This is a genomic window from Shinella sp. WSC3-e (genome assembly GCF_945994535.1).
GTDB lineage: Bacteria > Pseudomonadota > Alphaproteobacteria > Rhizobiales > Rhizobiaceae > Shinella > Shinella yambaruensis.
Genome location: NZ_OZ000530.1, coordinates 3,910,210 through 3,932,500 on the forward strand (window position 1 = coordinate 3,910,210; position 22,291 = coordinate 3,932,500).

22 protein-coding genes (1 of these 22 cut by a window edge) are annotated in these 22,291 nt (G+C 65.7%); 10 read left to right on the forward strand and 12 right to left on the reverse strand.

Annotation, left to right across the window (positions count from 1 at the left end; genetic code table 11):
• Nucleotides 1–99 precede the first annotated feature (99 nt).
• A complete protein-coding gene (lysM, locus tag AABF56_RS19155) occupies nt 100–615 on the forward strand; it encodes a peptidoglycan-binding protein LysM (protein ID WP_272807167.1) in 516 nt (171 codons plus the stop codon).
• Nucleotides 616–621: 6 nt separating this feature from the next.
• On the forward strand, nt 622–1,239 hold the full coding sequence (locus AABF56_RS19160; RefSeq protein ID WP_272807168.1) for an alpha-ketoglutarate-dependent dioxygenase AlkB family protein: 618 nt from the start codon (nt 622–624) through the stop codon (nt 1,237–1,239).
• A gap of 37 nt (nt 1,240–1,276) precedes the next feature.
• Here AABF56_RS19160 and coaA read toward each other — a convergent pair whose 3' ends face one another.
• Genes coaA through hisF form a run of 3 tightly spaced genes read right to left on the reverse strand, consistent with a single transcriptional unit; the run spans nt 1,277 to nt 3,379 of the window.
• Nucleotides 1,277–2,272 carry a type I pantothenate kinase gene (coaA, locus tag AABF56_RS19165; RefSeq protein ID WP_244770795.1) on the reverse strand — a complete coding sequence of 332 codons (996 nt, stop codon included), beginning with the start codon at nt 2,270–2,272 and terminating at the stop codon, nt 1,277–1,279.
• Nucleotides 2,272–2,592 carry a phosphoribosyl-ATP diphosphatase gene (locus AABF56_RS19170; RefSeq protein WP_244770796.1) on the reverse strand — a complete coding sequence of 107 codons (321 nt, stop codon included), beginning with the start codon at nt 2,590–2,592 and terminating at the stop codon, nt 2,272–2,274. The genes coaA and AABF56_RS19170 overlap by 1 nt, the downstream gene beginning before the upstream one ends.
• 10 nt (nt 2,593–2,602) lie before the next feature.
• A complete protein-coding gene (hisF, locus tag AABF56_RS19175; protein ID WP_244770797.1) occupies nt 2,603–3,379 on the reverse strand; it encodes an imidazole glycerol phosphate synthase subunit HisF in 777 nt (258 codons plus the stop codon).
• Between the two features lie 263 nt (nt 3,380–3,642).
• Between hisF and AABF56_RS19180 the strand changes: the two genes are divergently transcribed.
• Complete coding sequence (locus AABF56_RS19180; RefSeq protein ID WP_244770798.1) at nt 3,643–4,380, forward strand: DUF3800 domain-containing protein; 738 nt, start codon at nt 3,643–3,645, stop codon at nt 4,378–4,380.
• Nucleotides 4,381–4,515: 135 nt separating this feature from the next.
• Here AABF56_RS19180 and hisA read toward each other — a convergent pair whose 3' ends face one another.
• The 4 genes from hisA to hisB form a co-directional block, all read right to left on the reverse strand.
• Complete coding sequence (gene hisA, locus AABF56_RS19185; protein ID WP_272807169.1) at nt 4,516–5,256, reverse strand: 1-(5-phosphoribosyl)-5-[(5-phosphoribosylamino)methylideneamino]imidazole-4-carboxamide isomerase; 741 nt, start codon at nt 5,254–5,256, stop codon at nt 4,516–4,518.
• A 1-nt stretch (nt 5,257) separates the two neighbouring features.
• Nucleotides 5,258–5,899, reverse strand: coding sequence for an imidazole glycerol phosphate synthase subunit HisH (hisH, locus tag AABF56_RS19190; RefSeq protein ID WP_272807170.1), 642 nt, complete (start codon nt 5,897–5,899; stop codon nt 5,258–5,260).
• Nucleotides 5,900–5,901: 2 nt separating this feature from the next.
• A complete protein-coding gene (locus AABF56_RS19195; RefSeq protein ID WP_272807171.1) occupies nt 5,902–6,372 on the reverse strand; it encodes a DUF2628 domain-containing protein in 471 nt (156 codons plus the stop codon).
• 71 nt (nt 6,373–6,443) lie between these two features.
• Nucleotides 6,444–7,037, reverse strand: coding sequence for an imidazoleglycerol-phosphate dehydratase HisB (hisB, locus tag AABF56_RS19200; protein WP_244770803.1), 594 nt, complete (start codon nt 7,035–7,037; stop codon nt 6,444–6,446).
• A gap of 1,089 nt (nt 7,038–8,126) precedes the next feature.
• Between hisB and hslV the strand changes: the two genes are divergently transcribed.
• The 4 genes from hslV (at nt 8,127) to AABF56_RS19220 (ending at nt 11,647) form a co-directional block, all read left to right on the forward strand.
• Nucleotides 8,127–8,684, forward strand: a complete 558-nt coding sequence (gene hslV / locus AABF56_RS19205) for an ATP-dependent protease subunit HslV (RefSeq protein WP_244770804.1) — start codon at nt 8,127–8,129, stop codon at nt 8,682–8,684.
• Nucleotides 8,674–9,216, forward strand: a complete 543-nt coding sequence (locus AABF56_RS19210; RefSeq protein ID WP_272807172.1) for a GNAT family N-acetyltransferase — start codon at nt 8,674–8,676, stop codon at nt 9,214–9,216. Before hslV ends, AABF56_RS19210 begins: the two co-directional genes overlap by 11 nt.
• Complete coding sequence (gene hslU / locus AABF56_RS19215; RefSeq protein WP_244770806.1) at nt 9,213–10,523, forward strand: ATP-dependent protease ATPase subunit HslU; 1,311 nt, start codon at nt 9,213–9,215, stop codon at nt 10,521–10,523. The genes AABF56_RS19210 and hslU overlap by 4 nt, the downstream gene beginning before the upstream one ends.
• Nucleotides 10,524–10,699: 176 nt before the next feature.
• Nucleotides 10,700–11,647: a DUF1402 family protein gene (locus AABF56_RS19220; RefSeq protein WP_272807173.1), complete on the forward strand. Its 948-nt coding sequence runs from the start codon at nt 10,700–10,702 to the stop codon at nt 11,645–11,647.
• 146 nt (nt 11,648–11,793) lie between these two features.
• Here the strand turns inward: AABF56_RS19220 and AABF56_RS19225 are convergent, their stop codons facing one another.
• Complete coding sequence (locus AABF56_RS19225; RefSeq protein ID WP_272807174.1) at nt 11,794–12,348, reverse strand: hypothetical protein; 555 nt, start codon at nt 12,346–12,348, stop codon at nt 11,794–11,796.
• A 140-nt stretch (nt 12,349–12,488) separates the two neighbouring features.
• Here AABF56_RS19225 and AABF56_RS19230 point away from each other — a divergent pair, with 140 nt between their 5' ends.
• Together AABF56_RS19230 and AABF56_RS19235 are read left to right on the forward strand one after the other, a co-directional pair.
• On the forward strand, nt 12,489–14,495 hold the full coding sequence (locus AABF56_RS19230) for a hydantoinase/oxoprolinase family protein (protein ID WP_272807175.1): 2,007 nt from the start codon (nt 12,489–12,491) through the stop codon (nt 14,493–14,495).
• Nucleotides 14,496–14,680: 185 nt separating this feature from the next.
• Complete coding sequence (locus AABF56_RS19235) at nt 14,681–16,843, forward strand: malate synthase G (protein ID WP_272807176.1); 2,163 nt, start codon at nt 14,681–14,683, stop codon at nt 16,841–16,843.
• 255 nt (nt 16,844–17,098) lie between these two features.
• On the opposite strand, the gene AABF56_RS19240 is transcribed toward AABF56_RS19235, so the two are convergent.
• Nucleotides 17,099–17,761, reverse strand: coding sequence for a L,D-transpeptidase (locus tag AABF56_RS19240; protein ID WP_272807177.1), 663 nt, complete (start codon nt 17,759–17,761; stop codon nt 17,099–17,101).
• A gap of 367 nt (nt 17,762–18,128) precedes the next feature.
• Between AABF56_RS19240 and AABF56_RS19245 the strand changes: the two genes are divergently transcribed.
• Nucleotides 18,129–18,659 (forward strand): MmcB family DNA repair protein, encoded by a 531-nt coding sequence (locus AABF56_RS19245; protein ID WP_272807178.1) that lies wholly within the window; start codon nt 18,129–18,131, stop codon nt 18,657–18,659.
• A gap of 105 nt (nt 18,660–18,764) precedes the next feature.
• Here AABF56_RS19245 and AABF56_RS19250 read toward each other — a convergent pair whose 3' ends face one another.
• The 3 genes from AABF56_RS19250 to hrpB all read right to left on the reverse strand — a co-directional run.
• Nucleotides 18,765–19,334: an ActR/PrrA/RegA family redox response regulator transcription factor gene (locus AABF56_RS19250; protein ID WP_272807179.1), complete on the reverse strand. Its 570-nt coding sequence runs from the start codon at nt 19,332–19,334 to the stop codon at nt 18,765–18,767.
• A 77-nt stretch (nt 19,335–19,411) separates the two neighbouring features.
• Nucleotides 19,412–20,713, reverse strand: a complete 1,302-nt coding sequence (locus AABF56_RS19255) for an ActS/PrrB/RegB family redox-sensitive histidine kinase (protein ID WP_244770814.1) — start codon at nt 20,711–20,713, stop codon at nt 19,412–19,414.
• 211 nt (nt 20,714–20,924) lie between these two features.
• Nucleotides 20,925–22,291 carry the 3' portion of an ATP-dependent helicase HrpB gene (gene hrpB, locus AABF56_RS19260; RefSeq protein WP_272807180.1) on the reverse strand. It continues 1,102 nt past the right edge of the window, so the window shows 1,367 of its 2,469 coding nt (coding positions 1,103–2,469); the start codon falls outside the window, past its right edge — the gene reads right to left on this strand; it ends in the stop codon at nt 20,925–20,927.

A 22,291-nucleotide genomic window follows, 5' to 3' on the forward strand; every position in this document is an offset into this window, starting at 1 on the left:
ACCCGGCCGTTTACCGGTGAGCGTGAAACGGAATCTTTCCTTTGCGGAAGGGCTCTGCTTTAGTTCGGAAAACCAGGCAGGAAGACCAGGGAGGTAGCCATGGGTCTCTTCAGCTTCATCAAGACCGCCGGCAAGAAGCTCGGCATCGGTGGCGACGACGAAGCGCCGGAAGCGGCGGCGGTCAAGAAGGAGCTCGATTCCTTCGATCTCGGCACGCAGAATGTCGAAGTCTCCGTCGAGGGCGACAAATGCGTGCTGAAGGGTGTCGTGGCCGACCAGACGGCCTTCGAGAAGGCGGTGATCGCCGTCGGCAACACGCTCGGCATTTCCAGGGTGGAGGCCGCCGACCTCAAGGTCGTGCCGGCCGATTCCGGCCTCAAGCCCGGCCAGGCCGACATGACCGCGCTGGCCGAGGCCGCAACGCCCGCACAGGCGCCGACCCTCTACACGGTCAAGAAGGGCGACAATCTCTGGAAGATCGCCGAATCCCACTACGGCAAGGGCAAGGGCGCCAGGCACACGCTGATCTTCGACGCCAACCGGCCGATGCTGACCCATCCGGACAAGATCTATCCCGGCCAGGTGCTGCGCATCCCGGATCTGGCGGAAGCGTGAGCGCGCATGGCTGAGCGCGGTCTCGCCCCGGGGCTTTGCTACTTCCCCGGCCATTTCGACCGTCCGGCGCAGGAAGCCCTCGTCGCCGCAATTCGGCAGGTCGTGGTCGAAGCGCCGCTCTTCGTGCCGCGCATGCCGAGAACCGGCAAGCCGATGTCGGTGCGCATGACCAATTGCGGCCCGCTCGGCTGGGTGACGGACAAGGCGGGTGGCTATCGTTACCAGCCTGTCCATCCCGAGACCGGCCGTCCCTGGCCCGCCATTCCCGATGCGCTTCTTGCCCTGTGGAACGAGGTTTCCGGCTTCGAGAAGCCGCCGGAGGCTTGCCTCGTCAATTTCTACGATCCGGACGCCAGGATGGGCCTGCACCAGGACCGGGACGAGACCGAATTTGCCGCGCCCGTCGTGTCCGTCTCGCTGGGCGACCAGTGCCTGTTTCGTGTCGGCGGTGTTTCACGCAGCGATCCGACGCGGTCGTTCCGTCTTGCGAGCGGCGACGTCTTCGTGTTCGGTGGCGAAAGCCGGCTGATCTTTCACGGGGTCGACCGGATCTATCCGGGCACGTCGACGCTGTTGAAGAATGCCGGACGCATCAACCTGACGCTTCGCCGGGTCAATCCGTAGCCGGCTTGGTTTTGCGTCCGGAATTAGGTTAAAACGACTAGAGCTTGCGCAGCGCCACCGTCTCGATGAGGTGGTTCCGGCCCTTCTGCAGGATGAGGTCGGCGCGCGGGCGGGTCGGCAGGATGTTCTGGTGCAGGTTCTTCAGGTTGATGTTGCGCCAGAGGTTTTCCGCGATCGCAAGCGCTTCCTTTTCGCTGATCGTCGCGTAGCGATGGAAATAGGAATCCGGGTTGCGGAAGGCGGTTTCCCGAAGGCGCATGAAGCGCTCCACGTACCAGGCATGGATCAGCGTCTCCTCGGCGTCGATATAGATCGAGAAATCGAAGAAATCGGAGACCATCGGCACGATCTTGCCGTCCGCCGGCAGGTTGCGCGACTGCAGGACGTTGATGCCCTCGAAGATCAGGATGTCCGGCCGGTCAATGGTGCGGAAGGTGTTGGGCAGCACGTCATAGGTGAGGTGCGAATAGGTCGGTGCCTTGACGTCCTTCTTGCCGGCCTTGATGGCCGAGAGGAAGCGCAACAGCGCGCCGATGTCGTAGCTTTCCGGGAACCCCTTGCGCTCCATCAGGTTCTCGCGCTGGAGCACCGCGTTCGGATAGAGGAAGCCGTCGGTCGTCACGAGGTCGACCTTGGGGCTGGACGGCCAGCGCGACAGCAGTTCCATCAGGATGCGCGCGGTGGTGGACTTGCCGACCGCGACCGAGCCGGCGATGCCGATGACATAGGGCGTCTTCGCCTCGTCCGAGAGGCTGAGGAAGCGCTTGCGCTGCTCGAAGAGCATCTGCGAGGATTCGACATGGGCCGACAGCAGGCGCGACAGCGACAGATAGATGCGCCTGACTTCGTTGAGATCGATCGGGTCGCCCAGCGAGCGCAGCCGCTGCACCTCGTCGGCAGTCAGCGTCAGCGGCGTATCGGCGCGGAAGCGCGCCCATTCGTCTGCCGGGAAGAAGCGGTAGGGAGAATAGTCGTGATTGCCGAAATCGTCCGGAATATCCGTCTGGTTCTTGTCGCGCACTGCCTGGATCATCAACTCTTCCGGCTGGCCTTCTCCGCTAGGCCGGACTGGCTTGTCCGCCGCTCCAGCTCCCCCATGACATCTTGTAACGGGACGCCGCCGATTTTCAATACGACGATCAGATGATAGAGCAAATCGGCCGTTTCGCTCGTCAAGGCGGCCTTTTCGCCCTCGATCGCGGCGATAACGGTCTCGACGGCCTCTTCTCCGAGCTTTTTTGCCGCTTTCTGCTGTCCGGCGGCAACGAGCTTCGCCGTCCAGCTTTCCGACGGATCGGCCGCGGCGCGGGCGTCGACGATGCGTTCGAGATCGGCAAGGGTGAAGGTGCTCATGTGCCTCTCCTCAGTCGAGCCGCATGGCGATGCCATGCTCGGCCATGTAGCGCTTGGCTTCGCCGACGGTGTAGGTGCCGAAGTGGAAGATGGAGGCGGCGAGCACCGCCGTCGCATGCCCGTCGCGCACGCCCTCGACGAGGTGGTCGAGCGTGCCGACGCCGCCCGAGGCGATGACCGGCACGCAGACGCGGTCGGCGATGGTGCGGGTCAGCGCGATGTCGTAGCCGCCCTTCTGGCCGTCGCGGTCCATCGAGGTGAGCAGCAGTTCGCCCGCGCCGCGCTCCACCATCTTTTCCGCGAAAGCGACGGCGTCGATGCCGGTCGGCTTGCGGCCGCCATGGGTGAAAATCTCCCAGCGGTCTTCCTCGCCTTCCTGCGAAACCTTCTTCGAATCGATCGAGACGACGATGCACTGGTTGCCGAACTTGTCGGCGGCTTCCGCCACGAAATCCGGATTGGCGACGGCGGCCGAGTTGATCGACACCTTGTCGGCCCCGGCAAGCAGCAGCTTGCGGATATCGGCAACCGAGCGCACGCCGCCGCCGACGGTGAGCGGCATGAAGCAATGGTCGGCCGTGCGCGCCACGACGTCGAAGATCGTGTCGCGGTTGTCGGAGGAGGCGGTGATGTCGAGGAAGCAGAGTTCGTCGGCCCCGGCGGCGTCATAGGCCTTTGCCGATTCCACCGGATCGCCGGCATCGACCAGATTGACGAAGCTGACGCCCTTGACGACACGGCCGTCCTTCACATCGAGGCAGGGGATGACGCGGGCCTTGAGGGTCAAAGGACGACCTCCTTCTTTTTGTCTTGCGCGTCCTCGCCGCGCTGCGGCTGCGGGCGTCGCGAGCCGTCCTTCACGTCGAGGCAGGGGATGACGCGGGCCTTGAGGGTCAAAGGACGGCCTCCTTCTTTTTGCTTTGCGCGTCCTCGCCGCGCTGCGGCTGCGGGCGTCGCGGGTCGTCCTTCACGTCGAGGGAGGGGATGACACGGGCTTTGAGGGTCATATTGTATCTGCTACTCTCGCGCTGATTGTAGTGGGCCAGGCGAATGTTTAGTGACTACATTGTCTACATCGACGAAAGTGGGGATCACAATCTCGCGCAAATATCCCCGCACTATCCGATATTTGTTTTGGCGTTCTGCATATTCGAAAAAGAAAGCTATGTCACACACACAGTCCCTAATTTTCAGCGATTGAAGTTCCGCTGGTTTGGCCATGATGCGGTGGTGTTTCATGAACGCGAGATTCGGCAGCAGCAGGTGCCTTTCAAGTTTCTGCAGAATGAAGAAAAGCGCGCTCGATTCCACAGTGATGTGAACACGCTCATCAGCGAGTCGGAGTTCACTGTGATCGCAACGGTTATCAATAAGGAAAAATTGAACGGGCGATACAGGACGCCGGACAATCCTTATGAGATGAGCTTGCAGTTTTGCCTTGAACGTCTCCACCGCTTCCTCATCGAAAAAGGACAGGCCGAACGCACAACATACTGCATATTTGAGAGGCGGGGAAAAAAGGAAGACGCTTCGATAGAACTGGAGTTTCGCCGAATCTGTGATGGCGGAAACTTTAAGGGAATAAAGATCAACTGCCTTGATATCCAGTTTCTGGATAAAGCGGCGAATTCAAGCGGACTTCAGATTTCTGATTTGATCGCCCGCCCGATTGGGTTGGCCGAACTGCGCCCAAATCAGCCGAACCGGGCCTATGACATCATCCAGCGTAAGTTTCGCAGAAGTGCAACAGGGCTGGTGAAAGGCTACGGGCTCAAAACATTTCCCTGAAAGCGAAAGGCCTCGGATAAACCGAGGCCAGACGCCGACTGGGAACAACCCCCTGTCCATTTAATCTAAATATAGTCGAACAAACTGCGAACGTCAAGGTTATATTGACAAACGCGAAAAAACGAGTCCTACGAATCACTTAGCCAATCTGGCGTTGCGGATCATGGCGAGCGCTTCCGCGGGATCGATGCGCCCGTCATAGAGCGCCCGGCCGGAAATCGCGCCTTCGAGCTTGCGGGCGTCGGGGGCGACGAGGCGGCGGATGTCGTCCATCGAGGCAAGGCCCCCGGAGGCGATGACGGGGATGGCGACGGTGTCGGCGAGTTCCAGCGTCGAGGTCCAGTTGATGCCGGTCAGGATGCCGTCGCGGTCGATGTCGGTGTAGATGATCGCGGCGACGCCGGCGCCCTCGAATTTCCTGGCAAGCTCGATGACGCCGAGTTCGGACGCCTCCGCCCAGCCCTCTACGGCCACCTTGCCGCCCTTGGCGTCGATGCCGACGGCGACCTTGCCGGGGAATTTTTTGCAGGCCTCGATGACCAGCGCCGGATCGCGCACGGCGACCGTGCCGAGGATGACGCGGGAAAGCCCGCGCGACAGCCAGCTTTCGATATGGTCGAGCGTGCGGATGCCGCCGCCGAGCTGCACGGGGTTCTTCGTCGCCTTGAGGATGGCGTCGACGGCGGCGCCGTTGACGCTTTCCCCCGCGAAGGCGCCGTTGAGATCGACGACGTGCAGCCATTCGAAGCCCTGGTCCTCGAAGGCTTTCGCCTGGGCGGCCGGATCGGGATTGTAGACGGTGGCCTGGTCCATGTCGCCGAGTTTCAGGCGAACGCACTGGCCGTCCTTCAGGTCGATGGCGGGAAAGAGGATCATGTCAGGGCTTCCAGCGCAGGAAATTGCTGATGAGGGAAAGGCCGAGCGCCTGGCTCTTTTCCGGATGGAACTGTGCGCCCGCCTTGTTGCCGCTCGCGACGAAGGCGGTCATCGGGCCGCCATAGTCGACGGTCGCGACCACGTCGTCCGGGTTTTCGGCGGCGAGGTGGTAGGAGTGCACGAAATAGGCGTGCAGCGTCTCCGGGATGCCCTCGAAGAGCGGGTGCGCGTATCGGCGGGTGAGCGTGTTCCAGCCGATCTGCGGAATCTTCAGCGCCGGATCGTCCGGCGTCATCCGGACGACGTCGCCGCTGATCCAGCCGAGGCCTTCCGTGATGGTCTTTTCGAGGCCGCGCGAGGACATGAGCTGCATGCCGACGCAGATGCCGAGGAAGGGCCGGGCCTTCGCCTCGACGGTGTCGCGAAGCGCCTCGACCATGCCGGGCACGGCGTCGAGGCCGCGGCGGCAGTCGGCATAGGCGCCGACGCCGGGCAGCACGATGCGGTCGGCGGCGGCGACGCGCTCGGCCTTGTCGGTGAGGTCGATTTCGGCGGCAATGCCGGCCTCGCGGGCGGCGCGCTCGAAGGCCTTGGTGGCCGAGCGCAGGTTGCCCGAGCCGTAGTCGATGATTGCAACGCGCATTCTCAGCGTCCTTCCTTGAAACCGACGAGGCCGAGCATGGGAGCGTGCCGGCGCGGGGAGGTTTCGGAGGCCGGCAGGAGGACGCTTTCACGCGCCCCTGCCTCGCCGGCCGGGGTTTGCATGTAGTAGATCTCCTCGGCGGTGGCGCGGTCGTCGGCCGTGATCACCGCATCGACCGTCCAGCCGCGGCGCGTGAGGCCGGCGACGACCATCGAGGGGCCTTCGAGCGCGACGAGGAGATTGGTGGCAAGGCAGATGCCGAGGCCGGCAAGGCCGAAGAGCGGATGATCGGCGACGGCCGAGCCGAGCGACTGCACGGCGAAGGCGAGCGCGGCGGCGAGCCAGGCGCGATGCCAGAGCAGCCAGAGGACCGGCAGGAAGAGCGCGATCCAGGAAAAGCGGTCCCGGATGATCCGGGCTTTTTCGTCTCCGGACGCAGCGCCCGGCGGTATCAGAACGAGGAACGTGGCCATGACGGCCTCCAGCTATTATTTCCTATGCAATCCCGGATGCAAAACCGCTGCACACTTCTGCTGGAATTGCTTCAGGCCAGCGAACCCTTCGTCGAGGGAACGCGGCCCGCCTGGCGGGGATCGATCTCGGTCGCGGTGCGCAGCACGCGCGCGACGGCCTTGAAGCAGGTCTCCGAGATATGATGGTTGTTCGCGCCGTAGATGTTCTGGATATGCAGCGTGATGCCGGCGTGCTGGGCGAGCGCGTTGAAGAACTCGCGCACCAGCTCGGTGTCGAAGCTGCCGATCTTCGGGGCGGAGAAGGCGACGTTCCAGACGAGGAAGGGCCGGCCCGACACGTCCACGGCGGCGCGGGTCATCGTCTCGTCCATGGCAAGGTCGAGCGAGGCGTAGCGCGTGATGCCGCGCCGGTCGCCGAGCGCCTTGGCGATGGCCTGGCCGATGGCGATGCCGGTGTCTTCAACGGTATGGTGGTCGTCGACATGGAGGTCACCCTCGGTCTTGATGTCCATGTCGATGAGCGAATGGCGCGACAGCTGGTCGAGCATATGATCGAAGAAACCGACACCCGTCGAAATGCTCGACGTGCCGGTGCCGTCGATATTGACGGTGACGGCGACGGAGGTCTCGTTCGTCTTGCGCGAAACGCTGGCAGTGCGGCTCATTGCTGTCTCCGGTAGAGTGTCGCCGCTCCTTAACAGGGCTCTTCACAAAAGGCCAGTCTTTCGAGGGTTTCCGGCGCAAGGGGAAACGGCCCGCGCGGCGCGCCGCCGGGGTGATGGAACGTCGTTGTTTTCGCAATTCCGACCCAAACCGCTTCGCGCTTTTGCCGGAATTGCCCTCGTCCGGAGAACCGCGCGAAAGCGTTGCCTCTGGAAATGGGTATGGTGCGGCTTCGCTTTCGCGCGGCCCAGGCGTTCTTCGGAGGCGGTCTCATCCTCCTTCAGGCATGGTAGGGCTTCGCTGCGCAGTTTGTTGGCGCCTGTGCCTTTTCCGAAAACCGCGTTCCGCACTTTTCGGGGACAGGCGCTGCCATCCTGCTTGCATGGCGGACCCAAGCCGACCCCGCGACCCGGGGAAGGGGGAAGCCTCTGACGCCGCGCTCACCCGCCGGCCCGATCCCGTGAGCACGGGAAAGGCCATGGATCACCACGACGCTCCACGCCTCTTTCGTTCCCGCCGTACGTTTCGGCGGAAATCGAAAGCGCCTCCTCCCGCCCGCATCGACACGTTACGCGATCCGTCCGGCGGCAGAAGGAAGGCCAGGATAAGGTGTGTTTTGGGGGGTGGGGAAAATCGGTCCGGGACTTTTCTGGAAAAGCGCCGCGAACGGCGTGATTCGCCCCTCATCCGGCTGCCGCCACCTTCTCCCCGCAAGCGGGGCGAAGGGATATGCCGGGATGGTTTCCACCCCTCTCACGCTCAGTGGGGCAAGTCCCCTCTCCCCGCTTGCGGGGAGAGGGTTAGGGTGAGGGGCGGCACCGTCATTGGCCGACGCGGCCGACGTTCCCGTTCGCCGCCGCAGTTCACTTCTTCTTCGCGCTGTCGCCGTGCTTCACTTGCGTATCGAAGATCGGGAGGCTTTGGCGGGGGCCTTGTCTTTCGTGGGCTTGCGCACGTCCTTGTTGCTTCAGGCCCTTTCGCCATCGGCTCACCCTCTGTTTGCAATCTTCAAACCGCTGCTTACATAGGACACAACGAAGCCGCCGCGCAGGCGGCGTCCCCGCCCCAAAAGGGCCTTTGAGGTCTATCGAATGAGTGAACACAATCCCTACGCTTCCATGCACGCCACGACGATCATCACCGTCCGCAAGGACGGCAAGGTGGTGATGGCGGGCGACGGCCAGGTGAGCCTTGGCCAGACCGTGATGAAGGGCAATGCGCGCAAGGTCCGCCGCCTTGCCAAGGGCGACGTGATCGCCGGTTTCGCCGGCGCGACGGCCGATGCCTTCACGCTGCTCGAACGGCTCGAAGCCAAGCTCGAGCAATATCCTGACCAGCTGATGCGCGCGGCCGTCGAGCTTGCCAAGGACTGGCGCACCGACCGCTATCTGCGCCGCCTCGAGGCGATGATGCTGGTCGCCGACAAGTCCGTCACCCTGGCGCTGACCGGCAATGGCGACGTGCTGGAGCCGGAACACGGCACCATGGCGATCGGCTCGGGCGGCAACTATGCCTATGCCGCGGCCCGGGCGCTGATGGACACGGACAAGTCGGCGGAAGAGATCGCGCGCCGCGCCATGCAGATCGCCGGCGACATCTGCGTCTACACCAACCAGAATGTCGTGGTGGAGACGCTGGATGCCGATTGATCCCGCCCGGATCGGCTTTTCACCCGTCGGGGAAGGGCACTACCCGCTGCTTCACGCATGGCTGAACAGGCCGCACATGCGCGAATGGTGGGGCGATCCGGAAGAGGAGCTCGGCTTCATCCGCGACATGGTGGAGGGAAAGGACACGACCCGTCCCTTCCTCATCATGCTCGACGGAAAGCCGGTCGGCTACATACAATACTGGTTTCTCGGCCATCACCAGAACGAGGCGTGGACGAAGGACAATCCCTGGCTTCTCGAGCTGCCGCAGGAGGCCGTCGGCGTCGATCTTTCGATCGGCGAGGTGGACAGGCTCTCCACCGGCATCGGCTCGGCGGCGCTCATCGCCTTCGTCGCCCGTCTTCGCGGCCTCGGCCACGAGACCATCATCATCGATCCCGATCCCGCCAACGCCCGTGCGGTTCGCGCCTATGAAAAAGCCGGCTTCCGGCCGGTGGAAAAGCTCCTGGGCCGCACCGGCGACGACGTGCTGATCATGCAATTCGACCCGAAAGCGAACGAGACATCATGACCAACTTTTCCCCCCGCGAGATCGTTTCCGAACTCGACCGCTACATCATCGGCCAGCACGACGCCAAGCGCGCCGTCGCCATCGCGCTGCGCAACCGCTGGCGCCGCCACCAGCTGGAACCGGACCTGCGCGACGAGGTGATGCCGAAGAACATCCTGATGATCGGCCCGACCGGCGTCGGCAAGACTGAGATCTCCCGGCGCCTCGCCAAGCTCGCCGGCGCGCCCTTCGTTAAGGTCGAGGCTACCAAGTTCACCGAGGTCGGCTATGTCGGCCGCGATGTCGAGCAGATCGTGCGCGACCTCGTCGAGGTCGGCATCGGCCTGGTGCGCGAGAAGAAGCGTGCCGAGGTGACGGCCAAGGCCCATGCGAATGCCGAGGAACGGGTGCTCGACGCGCTCGTCGGCGCGACGGCCTCGCCGGCGACGCGCGACAGTTTCCGCAGGAAGCTGCGGGGCAACGAGCTGGACGACAAGGACATCGAGATCGACGTCGCCGATACGGGCGGCGGCCTGCCCGGCGGTTTCGAGATCCCCGGCATGCCCGGCGCCAATATCGGCGTTCTCAACCTTTCCGAGATGTTCGGCAAGGCGATGGGCGGGCGCACCAAGAAGGTGAAGACGACGGTCAAGGATTCCTACAAGATCCTGATCGACGACGAATCCGACAAGCTGCTCGACAACGAGCAGATCCAGCGCGAGGCCATCCGCTCGGCGGAGAACGACGGCATCGTCTTCATCGACGAGATCGACAAGATCGCCGCGCGCGACGGCGGCATGGGCGCGGGTGTGTCCCGCGAGGGCGTGCAGCGCGACCTCCTGCCGCTCGTCGAGGGCACGACGGTCGCCACCAAATACGGGCCGGTCAAGACGGATCACATCCTCTTCATCGCCTCCGGCGCCTTCCATGTCTCCAAGCCCTCGGATCTCCTGCCCGAGCTGCAGGGCCGCCTGCCGATCCGCGTCGAGCTGCGCGCGCTGACCAAGGAGGACTTCCGTCGCATCCTCACGGAGACGGAGGCGAGCCTCATCCGGCAGTACAAGGCGCTGATGGCGACGGAAAGCGTCGAGCTCGACTTCACCGAGGACGGCATCGACGCGCTGGCCGATGTGGCGGTGCAGCTCAATGCGAGCGTCGAGAACATCGGCGCGCGGCGGCTGCAGACGGTGATGGAGCGGGTGCTCGACGAGATCTCCTTCGAGGCGCCGGACAAGGGCGGCAACAAGCTCCTCATCGACGCCGACTATGTGAAGAAGCATGTCGGGGCGCTTGCGGCCAATACCGACCTGTCGCGCTACATTCTGTGACGTTTCCGCACCGGTGGCCGCTCTTGCGGCCGCCGGTGCCGGACTTTTGCAGGCGGGGCCTCTCGACAGAAGGGACCGTGCGGCCTAGGCATTGCACGCGTTTTGGCATCATTCCGACATGTTTGCGTTGCATCGGTCTCGCCATGCCGACATCACGAGAAGACGGAACCGGACCCGTGCGACAGCTCATTTCCGTGCTTGCCCTTGCAGCCGCCCTTTTTGTTCAGGACCAGACGCTGGCGCTGGCCATCGACATGGTGCCCGCCGGCAACCGCAATGCCGAGCAGCCGCAGATCCCGGGTGCCTCCACGCGCCGCACCAAGGCGGGCAAGACCTCCTTCGACGCCAAATACGAGAAGGTGCGCGATCTCATCGCCAACGATCGCCAGCTGACCGGCAAGATCAAGGCGGTGGCGGGCAAGTACGGCATCGCCCCCATCCACATGGTCGGCGCGATCGTCGGCGAGCACACCTACAATGTCGATGCCTATGACCGCCTGCAGAGCTACTATGTGAAGGCGGCGTCCTATACCGGCTCGTTCCGCTTCGCCTATGACGGCGAGAACGTCGCCGATTTCGTCGACCGGCCGGAATTTGCCAAATGCGCGGACAAGAAGGGCTCCTACGCCCTCTGGACCTGCCGCGAGACGGTCTGGAACAAGACCTTCAAGGGCCGCACGGTCGGCGGCACGTCCTTCCCGAACAACCGCTTCAGCGCGGTGTTCTTCCAGCCCTTCTATGCCGGCCAGACCTTCGGCCTCGGCCAGATCAACCCGCTGACGGCGCTGACGCTGACCGACGACGTGGCGCGCATTTCCGGCTATGACCGTCTCGACGAGAAGGATGCGGCCGGCGTCTACCAGGCGATCATGGATCCCGACATCTCGCTTGCCTACATGGCCGCCTCGATCCGCCGCTCGATCGACGCCTACAGGAAGATCGCCGGCGTCGATATTTCGAAGAATCCCGGCGTGACGGCGACGCTCTACAATATCGGCAATCCCGATGCGCGCGCTGCCGCCTTTGCCGCGCGCCGCGCCGCGGGCGAGGTGACCTGGCCGGAAGAGAACTATTACGGCTGGCTGATCAACGACAAGCTGGCGGAACTTGAGGGTCTGCTGTAGTTTTTCGCAGCACCCGGCGAAAGGCCGCTGCAAGCCTGCGGGCCTCGCTCCGAATCTGGCCTGCCTCCCGGTTCACGTTCGCCAAGACGAGCCGGTCCCGCCCGCCCTCGAAGCTCGGGATCATCCGCGCCGTCTTCTGCAACCCGCTAGCGGACTGGCGTTGCGGGCGAGGGCTCGTCGACCCGCTTCTTCGCCTTCTTGATCGTCTTGATCGAGGCGCAGGTCGCTTCCGGGTTCTTGCAGGGCTGGTAGACGACGATCTCGCTGCCGCTGCCGTCGTCCCAGACCGCCTGGACGGCGATGGTTTCCGCCTCGCCCGGCTTCAGGTTGATATAGATCCAGTTCTGCGTGTCGTCCGAGGGCAGGTTGAACGGCAGTTCGGGATCGCATTTGGCCAGCGGGAAGCGCTGGTCCAGCGTGTCGTTGTTGATCGAGTAGCGGATCTCCGACAGGCGGCAATGCATGGTCTGCAGGCTCGTGAAATAGATGAGCTGCTGGTCGGCGAAGTTGCGGAACTGCACCCAGCCCGTCTGCTTGTTGGCATCCAGCATCGCCTTGTAGATCGAGACATCCGGGATCTGCGCCTGGTATTGCTCCTCGTCATCGTCTTCCTGGGCGGTTGCGGGCTGGCTGCCGGCCAGAAGCGCGGCGCCAAGGAAAAGGGCGGCCAGAAACGGCTTTCGCAGGGTGGGGTCGATCACTGGATAGGCTCCTCGTTCTTTCATCGCATGCCGCCGGTGGAATGGTGGCATTCGGCGCGGACATGTCATAACACCATAGGCAATAACACCATTCACGGCGCGCTTTGAAAAGAGACGGCGGGCGGTACGGAAGAATTCTCGTGGCAGACCATTTGTTACTCGGCATCGATACCGGCGGCACCTACACGGACGCCGTGCTCTACAGTGAAACCGCCGGCGTCGTCGCCCGCGCCAAGGCGCTCACCACCCGCCACGATCTCTCGGTCGGCATTTCCGGCGCCGTCGAAGCGGTGCTGGAGGCGGCCAAGGCCCCCGTTTCGGCGATCGGCCTCGTCTCGCTCTCCACCACGCTGGCGACCAACGCGCTGGTGGAAGGGCAGGGCGGCCGCGCCGGCCTGGTGATGATCGGCTTTAGCCCCGAGGACCTGAAGCGCGACGGCCTTGCCGATGCGCTCGGCAACGATCCCGTGCTGTTCCTGCCCGGCGGGCACAATGTGCATGGCGACGAGACGGCGCTCGACATGACGGCGCTCGACGACGCCCTGCCGGTCCTGGCCGAGACCGTCTCCTCCTTCGCCGTCGCCGGCTATTTCGCCGTGCGCAACCCGGCGCACGAGGAGCGGGTGCGCGCGCGCATCCGCGAGGTCTCGCACCTGCCCGTCACCTGCAGCCACGAACTCTCCTCCAAGCTCGGCGGGCCGCGCCGGGCGCTGACGACGCTGCTCAATGCCCGCCTCGTCTCGATGATCGACCGGCTGATCGGCGCCTGCGAGGACTATCTCGACCGGCGCCGCATCCATGTGCCGATGATGGTGGTGCGCGGCGACGGGGCGCTGATCTCGGCGGCCGAGGCGCGGCTGCGGCCGATCGAGACGATCCTGTCCGGCCCGGCGGCCAGCCTCGTCGGCGCGCGGCACCTGACCGGACTCGACAATGCCGTCGTCTCCGATATCGGCGGCACGACGACGGACGTGGCGGTGCTCGACGGCGGGCGGCCGAAGCTCGACGCGGAAGGCGCCGTCGTCGGCGGCTATCGCACCATGGTCGAGGCGGTCGCCATGCGCACCTTCGGCCTCGGCGGCGATTCGGAGGTGCGCATCAACGACCGCGGCCTCAAGGCGAAGATCGAACTCGGGCCGCGCCGCTTCATGCCGCTGAGCCTTGCCTCGGCGCTGCATCCGGGCGCGATCGTCCCGGTGCTGGAGCGCCAGCTGCGCGCGCCCCATGCCGGGCGGCACGACGGCCGCTTCGCCGTGCGCACCGGCGTGCCGGAGCGGCTGGCGAGCGGCCTCCAGCCGCAGGAACAGGCGCTCTACGAGAAGATCGGCATGGTGCCGCTGCCGCTGGAAGGGCTGCTCGCCACCATGCTGCAGAAGGTGACGCTCGACCGGCTGGTCGCCCGCAGCCTCGTGCATATCTGCGGCATCACGCCGTCCGACGCCATGCATGTGCTCGGCGGGCAGGGCCAGTGGGATGCGGCGGCCGCCCGCCTCGGGCTGGAGATCGCCGCCCGCACGCGGGACGGTTCCGGCCGGCCGATCGCCGACAGCCCCGAGGCGCTGGCGCGCGTCCTCGTCGATCGCCTCACCCGGCAGTCGGCCGATGTCATCCTGTCGGCCTGCCTTGCCGACGACGGGGCGGGGGCGATCGATCCGGTCAACTCGCTGACGATCGACCGCGCGCTGCACCGCGTGCCCGGCATCGTGCAGTTCCGCGTCGCGCTCGACCGGCCGCTCGTTGGCCTCGGCGCCTCGGCGCCGGTCTATTATCCCGCCATCGCCGACATGCTCGGCGCCGAATCGGCCATCCCCGCGGACGCCGGCGTTGCCAATGCGGTCGGCGCCGTGGTCGGCCAGGTGCGCAGCATGGTCACGGTGTTCGTGACCATGCCGGAAGAGGGCATCTTCATCGTCGGCGGCACGGGCGAGAGCGTGCGCTTCATCGACGAAGGCGAGGCCTTCGCGCTGGCGAAGGAGCGGGCCATGACGGCGGCGCTCACCGCCGCGCGGATCAACGGCGCGGACGAGCCGGCGGTGACGCTCACCGAGGAGATCGACGCGCCGGAGGTGGAGGGCCGCCGCAAGCTCATGGAGGCGCGCTTCACGGCGATCGCCAGCGGCCGGCCGCGCATCGCGCACGAGAGCTGACGTTCTTCCGTCTTTCGGCCCCGCCTGGCCGCCTTTCGGGGCGGTTATCGCGTGCCTATCGTATGATTTTATCCGAACGGGAATAAATTCTTTATGTCATTGCCGAATTGACTATGCATGCCCGTCTCCGGAAAGTGGCAGCATTCGGGATACTCCCCCCTCGTCCCGTCATTCGGAGTTTTTACATGACCTATATCGAGAAAGCCGGTCTTTCGATCGACCGCGACCTTTATGATTTCATCGTCACGGAGGCGCTTCCCGGCACGGGCGTGGACGCTGCGCGTTTCTTCGATGAGTTCTCCGCCATCGTGCACGACCTTGCGCCGGAAAACCGCGCGCTGCTGGCCAAGCGCGACGCGCTGCAGGAGAAGATCGACGCCTGGTATCGCGCCAACGGCGCGCCGGCGGACATGGCGGCCTACGAGGCCTTCCTGCGCGAGATCGGCTACCTCCTGCCGGAGGGCGACGACTTCAAGGTGACGACCGACAATGTCGATCCCGAGATCGCCAGCCTCGCCGGCCCGCAGCTCGTCGTTCCCGTCATGAATGCGCGCTATGCGCTGAACGCGGCCAATGCGCGCTGGGGCTCGCTCTACGATGCGCTCTACGGCACGGATGCGATCCCGGAAACGGACGGCGCGGAAAAGGGCAAGGGCTACAATCCCAAGCGCGGCGAGAAGGTCATCGCCTGGGCCAAGGCCTTCCTCGACGAGGCGGTTCCGCTGGAAGGCGCCCGCTGGGCCGACCTCACCGGCATCGAGGCGGGGGCGGAGCTGCGCCTTGCCGCCGGCGACCGCGCCGTTTCGCTGAAGCGGCCGGAACAGTATGCCGGCCATGCGGAAGGCAAGGACGGCTGGCGCCATGTCCTGCTCAAGAACAACGGCCTCGGCATCGAGATCCTGATCAACCGCGACTGGCAGATCGGCAAGACCGATCCGGCGGGCATTGCCGGCGTCAATGTCGAGGCGGCGCTGACGACGATCATGGACTGCGAGGATTCGGTCGCGGCCGTCGATGCCGAGGACAAGGTCCTCGTCTACCGCAACTGGCTCGGCCTGATGAAGGGCGACCTGAAGGAGACCTTCCAGAAGGGCGGCGAGACGGTCGAGCGCAAGCTCTACAGCGACTTCACCTATACCGCGCCGGACGGCTCGCCCTTCGAGGTCAAGTGCCGTTCGCTGATGCTGGTGCGCAATGTCGGCCACCTCATGACCAATCCGGCGATCCGCGACCGCGACGGCAACGAGGTGCCGGAGGGCATCATGGACGCCATGGTGACGGGGCTGATCGCGCTGCACGACGTCGGCCCGAACGGTCGCCGCAAGAATTCGCGCGAAGGTTCGATGTATGTCGTCAAGCCGAAGATGCACGGGCCGGAAGAGGTCGCCTTCGCGGCAAAGCTGTTCGGCCGCGTCGAGGCCGCCATCGGCATGGCGCCCAACACCATGAAGATGGGCATCATGGACGAGGAGCGCCGCACGACGGTCAACCTCAAGGAATGCATCCGCGCGGCCAGGGAGCGCGTCGTCTTCATCAACACGGGCTTCCTCGACCGCACGGGCGACGAGATCCACACCTCGATGGAGGCGGGTCCGATGATCCGCAAGGGCGACATGAAGCAGGCCGCCTGGATTTCCGCCTACGAGAACTGGAACGTCGATATCGGCCTTGCATGCGGCCTGTCCGGCCATGCGCAGATCGGCAAGGGCATGTGGGCCATGCCCGACCTGATGGCGGCGATGCTCGAGCAGAAGATCGCCCATCCCAAGGCCGGCGCCAACACCGCCTGGGTTCCCTCGCCGACGGCCGCGACGCTGCATGCGACGCACTACCACAAGGTCAATGTCGCCGAGGTGCAGGCCGCGCTTCGCTCCCGCCCGCGCGCGAAACTCTCCGACATCCTCTCGGTGCCGGTCGCCGTCCGGCCGAACTGGACGCCGGAGGAGATCCAGCGCGAGCTCGACAACAATGCCCAGGGCATCCTCGGCTATGTCGTGCGTTGGGTCGACCAGGGCGTCGGCTGCTCCAAGGTGCCGGACATCAACGATGTCGGCCTGATGGAGGACCGCGCCACGCTGCGCATCTCCGCCCAGCACATGGCCAACTGGCTGCATCACGGCGTCGTGACGGAAGGCCAGATCGAGGAGACGATGCAGCGCATGGCCGCCGTCGTCGACGGGCAGAATGCCGGCGACCCGCTCTATCGCCCGATGGCCGGCAATTTCGACGGCTCGGTCGCCTACCAGGCGGCGCTCGACCTCGTGCTGAAGGGCCGCGAACAGCCGAACGGCTACACCGAGCCGGTCCTGCACCGCCGCCGCCTGGAGCTGAAGGCCGCCGCGGCCTGATGCAAAAGCCGTAGGCTGGTGGTTCCGACGGCTCTTATCGGCCCGCGGCAAGATTTCTCGAACCTCTCTTCCGTCATGGTCGGGCTTGACCCGACCATCCACGCTCCGGGCACGGCGGTGGATCCTCGGCTCAAGGCCGAGGATGACGGCGGTGGGGAGGCCGGAGTGCTGCCCATCAGGGGGCGCTGCAAAGCAAAAACAAAAGAAGCCGCCGGAGCGATCCGGCGGCTTCTTTCCTAAGCGGATCTTTTCCGCTTACTGCTGGACGACGACGCGGGCGCCCTTGCCGGGACGCACGCGCTTGTAGAGGTCGATGATGTCCTGGTTCATCAGGCGGATGCAGCCCGACGAGGCGGCCGTGCCGATGGAGGCCCATTCCGGCGTGCCGTGCAGGCGGAACAGCGTGTCCTGGCCCTTCTCGTTGAAGAGATAGAGGGCGCGCGCGCCGAGCGGGTTCTTCAGGCCCGGGCCCATGCCTTCCTTGACGTAGCGGGCGACGTCCGGACGGCGGGCGGCCATTTCTTCCGGCGGATGCCAGGTCGGCCATTCCTGCTTCCAGGCGATGTAGGCCTCGCCCTGCCAGGCGAAGCCCGCCTTGCCGACGCCGATGCCGTAGCGCACGGCCTTGCCGCCGGGCAGCACATAATAAAGGAAGCGGTTCGGCGTGTTGACGACGATCGTGCCGGGCTTTTCCCTGGTCGCGTAGTCGACGATCTGGCGGTGGAACCGGGTGTTCACCTTGCTGATCGGGACTCCCGGCAGGGCGTAGCCGTTGTCCTCAACAGGGCCATATTCCGATGTGAAGATGGCGTTGGTCGCCACCTTTTCGCCCGGAAGCGAGGTCGAGGAGGAGGAGCAGCCGGCGAGCGTGACGGCCGCTGCGAGGCCGCACAGAAGGAGGGCATTGCGGAAACGCATGTGAGTCTCTTGATAGGAAATTAAGAAGTTCCGAGCCGCGGAACTTTCATCGATCATGGTTTATTTTCGATTAAACCGGTCAATGCAAGTCTGTGCGCTCCGGCGCGGGCCTGCGCTTGAGCAAAAAGGCCGGTGATTGTTTTTTTGCAACAACAGACCTGCCCGCCCGGCGCTTTCGCCGCGTCCGGAACAGGACAAGCACGCCTTTCCGGCCCGTTCAATGGTCTTCCGCAGCGCTGGCCCGAAGCCGCACAGGAACCGCGGGGCACGGTTAAGGAAATCTTTCGCGCCGTTCGAATCAGCGAGCGCCCTTAACTTTTTCGCGGCGCGCATTTGCGGGTAGAATGCGATTCGCCGAGGTTGACCCATGACGATCGTTTCCATTCACAACGACAATCCGCTGATCGACGGACGCCAGTCCGACCGTGCGATGATGGTGCGCCGCGGCGTGCAGCGCATGCTGACGGAGATGCGCCATGCGGTATTGCCCGAACTGACGCTGGCGAGCGGCCGGCGCGCCGACCTCATCAGCCTCTCCGACCGGGGCGAGATCTGGATCGTCGAGATCAAGACGTCGATCGAGGATTTCCGGGTGGACCGCAAATGGCCGGACTACCGCCGCCATTCGGACCGGCTGTTCTTCGCCACGCACAAGGGCGTGCCGCTCGACATCTTCCCGGAGGATTGCGGCCTGATCCTCTCCGACGGCTACGGCGCGCATATCCTGCGCGAGGCGCCGGAGCACCGGCTGCCGCCGCCGACGCGAAAATCCGTCACCTTCGCCTTCGCCCGCGTCGCCGCGGGCCGGCTGCTGCTGGCGGAATTCGCCGCCGACACGCGGGGCGGCGGGCCGGACATGTCCGCTATCGTCTCGGGAAAGCGCGACGAGCCGGCGTGATGTCCGTCTGAAACAGCTTGCTGAGGGTGCCGGCATCTCCTCTTTCCTTCTCCCCGGCGGGGAGAAGGTGGCGCGAGGCGCCCGATGAGGCGGCCGGAGACGTTCTTACTTCGGCGCGCGCTTGGCGAGGATGCGCTGCAGCGTGCGGCGGTGCATGTTGAGGCGGCGGGCCGTCTCGGAGACGTTGCGGTCGCACATTTCATAGACGCGCTGGATGTGTTCCCAGCGCACGCGGTCCGCCGACATCGGGTTTTCCGGCAGCTCCACCTTCTCGCCCGGGCGTTGCGTCAGCGCGGCGAAGATGTCGTCGGCATCCGCCGGCTTGGCGAGATAATCGACCGCGCCGAGCTTCACCGCGTTCACGGCCGTCGCGATGTTGCCGTAGCCGGTCAGCATGATGATGCGCGTGTCGTCGCGGCGCTGGCGGATGGCGGCGATCACGTCGAGGCCGCTGCCGTCGCCGAGCCGGAGATCGACCACGGCGAATTTCGGCGGGTTGGTCTTGGCCTTGGCGATGCCCTCGGCGACCGATTCGGCCGTGTCGACGGTAAAGCCGCGCGTCTCCATGGCGCGCGCAAGGCGGCGCAGGAACGGCGCGTCGTCATCGACGAGGAGAAGGGAAGGATCAGGCCCGATATCGTCGGCTGCGGCGTGGGGGTCGGTGTTTTCTGCCATTTTTCGTCTTTCGTGGCCGAATGTCATCCATACTTGATGAGGATCAGCTTATCGCCCGTAAGCCGGGGCGGGTAAAGTCATTTTGCGGTCTTGGCCTCCATGCGCGCCCGCGGCCAATCGACCGACACGCGCGCGCCCGGCCGGTCGCCGGTGCGGTTGGCAAAGGTCAGTTTCGCGCCGGAGCGTTCCAGCAGCGTCTTGGCGATGAACAGCCCCAGCCCCAGCCCGCCGGCCCGCTCGTCGCGCTGGCGCTTGGTGACATAGGGATCGCCGATGCGCTGCAGGATGTCCGCCGCATAGCCGTCGCCGTCGTCCTCGATGACGATGGTCACTCGCTCCGCCGTGTGGCTGACGGTGATGGTCACCTCCTCGCGCGCATGGTCGACGGCGTTTTCGAGCAGGTTGCCGAGGCCGTAGAGAATGCCGGGATTGCGGTTGCCGACCGGCTCGTTCTCGCGCTCGCCGATTTCGACGAGGTTGAGGCGGATGCCGAATTCGCGATGCGGCGCCAGCACCTCCTCCAGCAGCGAGGAGAGCGGCAGCACCCGCATATGCGCCTCGTCCGCCGCCGAAAGCGTGGTGAGGCGGCGCAGGATGTCGCGGCAACGCTCGCTCTGGCTGCGCAGGAGCTGCACGTCCTCCTTGAAGCGGTCGTCCGTGCCGAGCTCGCGCTCCATCTCGCGCGCCACGACGCTGATCGTGGCGAGCGGCGTGCCGAGCTCATGCGCCGCCGCCGCCGCCAGGCCGTCGAGCTGGGAAAGGTGCTTCTCGCGCTGGAGGATGAGTTCGGTCGCCGCCAGCGCATCGGAAAGCTCCGCCGCCTCCTGCGACACGCGGTAGGAATAGAAGGCTGCAAAGGCCGTGGTCGAGACGATGGCGAACCAGAAGCCGGCCGTCAGGATCGGCGGCACGACGAGCACGGTGCCGGGAAACCACGGTAGCGGGAAGGGCGTGAAGGCGAGCGCCGTGATGCCGAGCACCGAGAGCAGCCCGAGCGGCAGGCTGAAGCGGATCGGCTGTAGCGAGGAGGAGATGATGACGGGCACGCAGACGAGCGGCGCGAAGGGATTGGCAAGACCGCCGGTGATGAAGAGCAGCGCCGTCAGCTGGCACAGGTCGAAGGCGAGCAGCCGGAAGGCGGCCGCCGGCGTCAGCCGGTGCGTCGGCGAGAAGCGCACGGCGAGAAAGAAGTTCACCGCCGCGAGCAGCGCGATCAGCACGGCGGCCGGCATCAGCGGCAGCGGGAAATCGAGCCACAGCCCGACGACGATGACCGTGATCGACTGGCCGGCCACCGCCAGCCAGCGCAGCCGGATGATCGTCTCGAGGCGCAGGCGCCGGCCGGAGCCTTCGAAGTCGATGTCCTGGTAACCCGTCATCCCGCCGTCCTTCCGTTCGCGAACCCGCGAGAGCATTTCCGGTGAACTCCGGTCGGAAATGCTCTAGATTCCGCATTATCCGACGCCGAAGCGACTTCGCTCCGGCTGGAAATGCTTAGTGCCTTTCCTAAACCGTGAAAACGCCGGGAGCGATTTGTTTTTCCGCAATTCTCGGCGCGAAACCTCCGGCACGCGCCGGAAATCGCGCTTGTCAGGTCCCGCGCGGCTTGGCGCGCGTCGTCGGCAGGGCGTCCGCCGGATCCTCCGGCCAGGGGTGCTTCGGATAGCGCCCGCGCATGTCCGCCCGGACGTCGCGCCACGAGCCGGCCCAGAAGCCGGGCAGGTCGCGCGTCGTCTGGATCAGCCGGTGCGCCGGGGAGTGGAGCTCGAGCAGCAGCGGCAGCCGCCCGCCCGCCACGGCCGGATGCTGCTTCAGCCCGAAGAGCTCCTGCACGCGGATCGCCAGCACCGGCTCGTCGCCGTCATAGCGGATCGGGTGGCGCTGGCCGGTCGGCGCCTCGAAATGGGTGGGCGCCAGCCGGGCGAGATCGCGCTGCACCTCGTAGGGCACCAGCGCCATCAGCCCTTCCTGCAGGCTGGCCGGCTTCACCTCCTCGAGGCCGCGGGTGTTTTCCTGGAACGGCACGAACCAGCTGTCGAGCGTTGCCAGCAGCGCGTCGTCGCCGGTATCCGGCCAGGGCGCGCCGATCGAGCGGTGGAGGAAGCCGATGCGGTCGCGCAGCTGCGCCGCCTCGCGGGAAAACGGCAGCACGGCAAGGCCGAGCTGGCGCACCCCGTCGGCGAGCGCCAGCGCCGCCTTCGGGCCGCTCGGGCGGACAAGCGGCGTTTCCTCCAGGATCATCGCCCCGAGGCGGACGACCCGGCGGGCGCGCACCTGGCGGCTTGCCCGGTCGAAGACGCACTGGTCCTCCCGCACGATGCTGGCAACGAGCTCCGCCTCGACATCCGCGCGGTCGATCTCCGCCGCGGCGAGAATGCGCTGCCGCCCGGCCTGTCCGGTGAGGTCGGCGACGACGATCATCTCCGCGCCGGCGAGCCGCTCGGTCTCCGGCAGCTCCGCCCCGCGCCCGTTCGCCATGACGAACCGTCCCCGGCCGCCCCGCTGCAGGGCGACGCGATCGGGAAAGGCATGCAGCAGCAAGGCGCCGGCCGGCGGCGTGGCGCCGCCCTTCGCCGCGCCGAACCCTTCGGCCATGCGCTGCGCCAGCCGCCGCGCCGCCTCGGCCCGTTCGCCGCGTTCGCTGGCGAAGCGGCGCAGGCGCTCCTCGATATCGACAGCCGTCCCGCCGAGGCCCTGCTCGGTCAGGAGCACGGCGAGCCGCGCGGCCGCGACCTGCTCGCCGTCCTCCGCGGCATGAAGGATCATCGCGGCGAGCCGCGGCGGCAGTGCGAGGGTGCGGATGCGTTTTCCCGCCGGCGTCAGTGCGCCGTGCTCGTCGAGCGCGCCGAGCAGGCGCAGGAGGCTGCGCGCCTCCTCCACCGCGGCGGCGGGCGGCTGGTCGACGAGTTTCAGCGCGGCCGGATCGCCGACGCCCCAATGGGCGAGGTCGAGCATGA

Excerpts from the sequence above, each read along its gene's own strand:
- lysM (WP_272807167.1), top strand. The coding sequence starts at position 100 with ATGGGTCTCTTCAGCTTCATCAAGACCGCCGGCAAGAAGCTCGGCATC.
- AABF56_RS19160 (WP_272807168.1), top strand. The coding sequence starts at position 622 with ATGGCTGAGCGCGGTCTCGCCCCGGGGCTTTGCTACTTCCCCGGCCAT.
- coaA (WP_244770795.1), bottom strand. The coding sequence starts at position 2,272 with ATGATCCAGGCAGTGCGCGACAAGAACCAGACGGATATTCCGGACGAT.
- AABF56_RS19170 (WP_244770796.1), bottom strand. The coding sequence starts at position 2,592 with ATGAGCACCTTCACCCTTGCCGATCTCGAACGCATCGTCGACGCCCGC.
- AABF56_RS19180 (WP_244770798.1), top strand. The coding sequence starts at position 3,643 with ATGTTTAGTGACTACATTGTCTACATCGACGAAAGTGGGGATCACAAT.
- hisA (WP_272807169.1), bottom strand. The coding sequence starts at position 5,256 with ATGATCCTCTTTCCCGCCATCGACCTGAAGGACGGCCAGTGCGTTCGC.
- hisH (WP_272807170.1), bottom strand. The coding sequence starts at position 5,899 with ATGCGCGTTGCAATCATCGACTACGGCTCGGGCAACCTGCGCTCGGCC.
- AABF56_RS19195 (WP_272807171.1), bottom strand. The coding sequence starts at position 6,372 with ATGGCCACGTTCCTCGTTCTGATACCGCCGGGCGCTGCGTCCGGAGAC.
- hisB (WP_244770803.1), bottom strand. The coding sequence starts at position 7,037 with ATGAGCCGCACTGCCAGCGTTTCGCGCAAGACGAACGAGACCTCCGTC.
- hslV (WP_244770804.1), top strand. The coding sequence starts at position 8,127 with ATGAGTGAACACAATCCCTACGCTTCCATGCACGCCACGACGATCATC.
- AABF56_RS19210 (WP_272807172.1), top strand. The coding sequence starts at position 8,674 with ATGCCGATTGATCCCGCCCGGATCGGCTTTTCACCCGTCGGGGAAGGG.
- hslU (WP_244770806.1), top strand. The coding sequence starts at position 9,213 with ATGACCAACTTTTCCCCCCGCGAGATCGTTTCCGAACTCGACCGCTAC.
- AABF56_RS19235 (WP_272807176.1), top strand. The coding sequence starts at position 14,681 with ATGACCTATATCGAGAAAGCCGGTCTTTCGATCGACCGCGACCTTTAT.
- AABF56_RS19240 (WP_272807177.1), bottom strand. The coding sequence starts at position 17,761 with ATGCGTTTCCGCAATGCCCTCCTTCTGTGCGGCCTCGCAGCGGCCGTC.
- AABF56_RS19245 (WP_272807178.1), top strand. The coding sequence starts at position 18,129 with ATGACGATCGTTTCCATTCACAACGACAATCCGCTGATCGACGGACGC.
- AABF56_RS19250 (WP_272807179.1), bottom strand. The coding sequence starts at position 19,334 with ATGGCAGAAAACACCGACCCCCACGCCGCAGCCGACGATATCGGGCCT.
- AABF56_RS19255 (WP_244770814.1), bottom strand. The coding sequence starts at position 20,713 with ATGACGGGTTACCAGGACATCGACTTCGAAGGCTCCGGCCGGCGCCTG.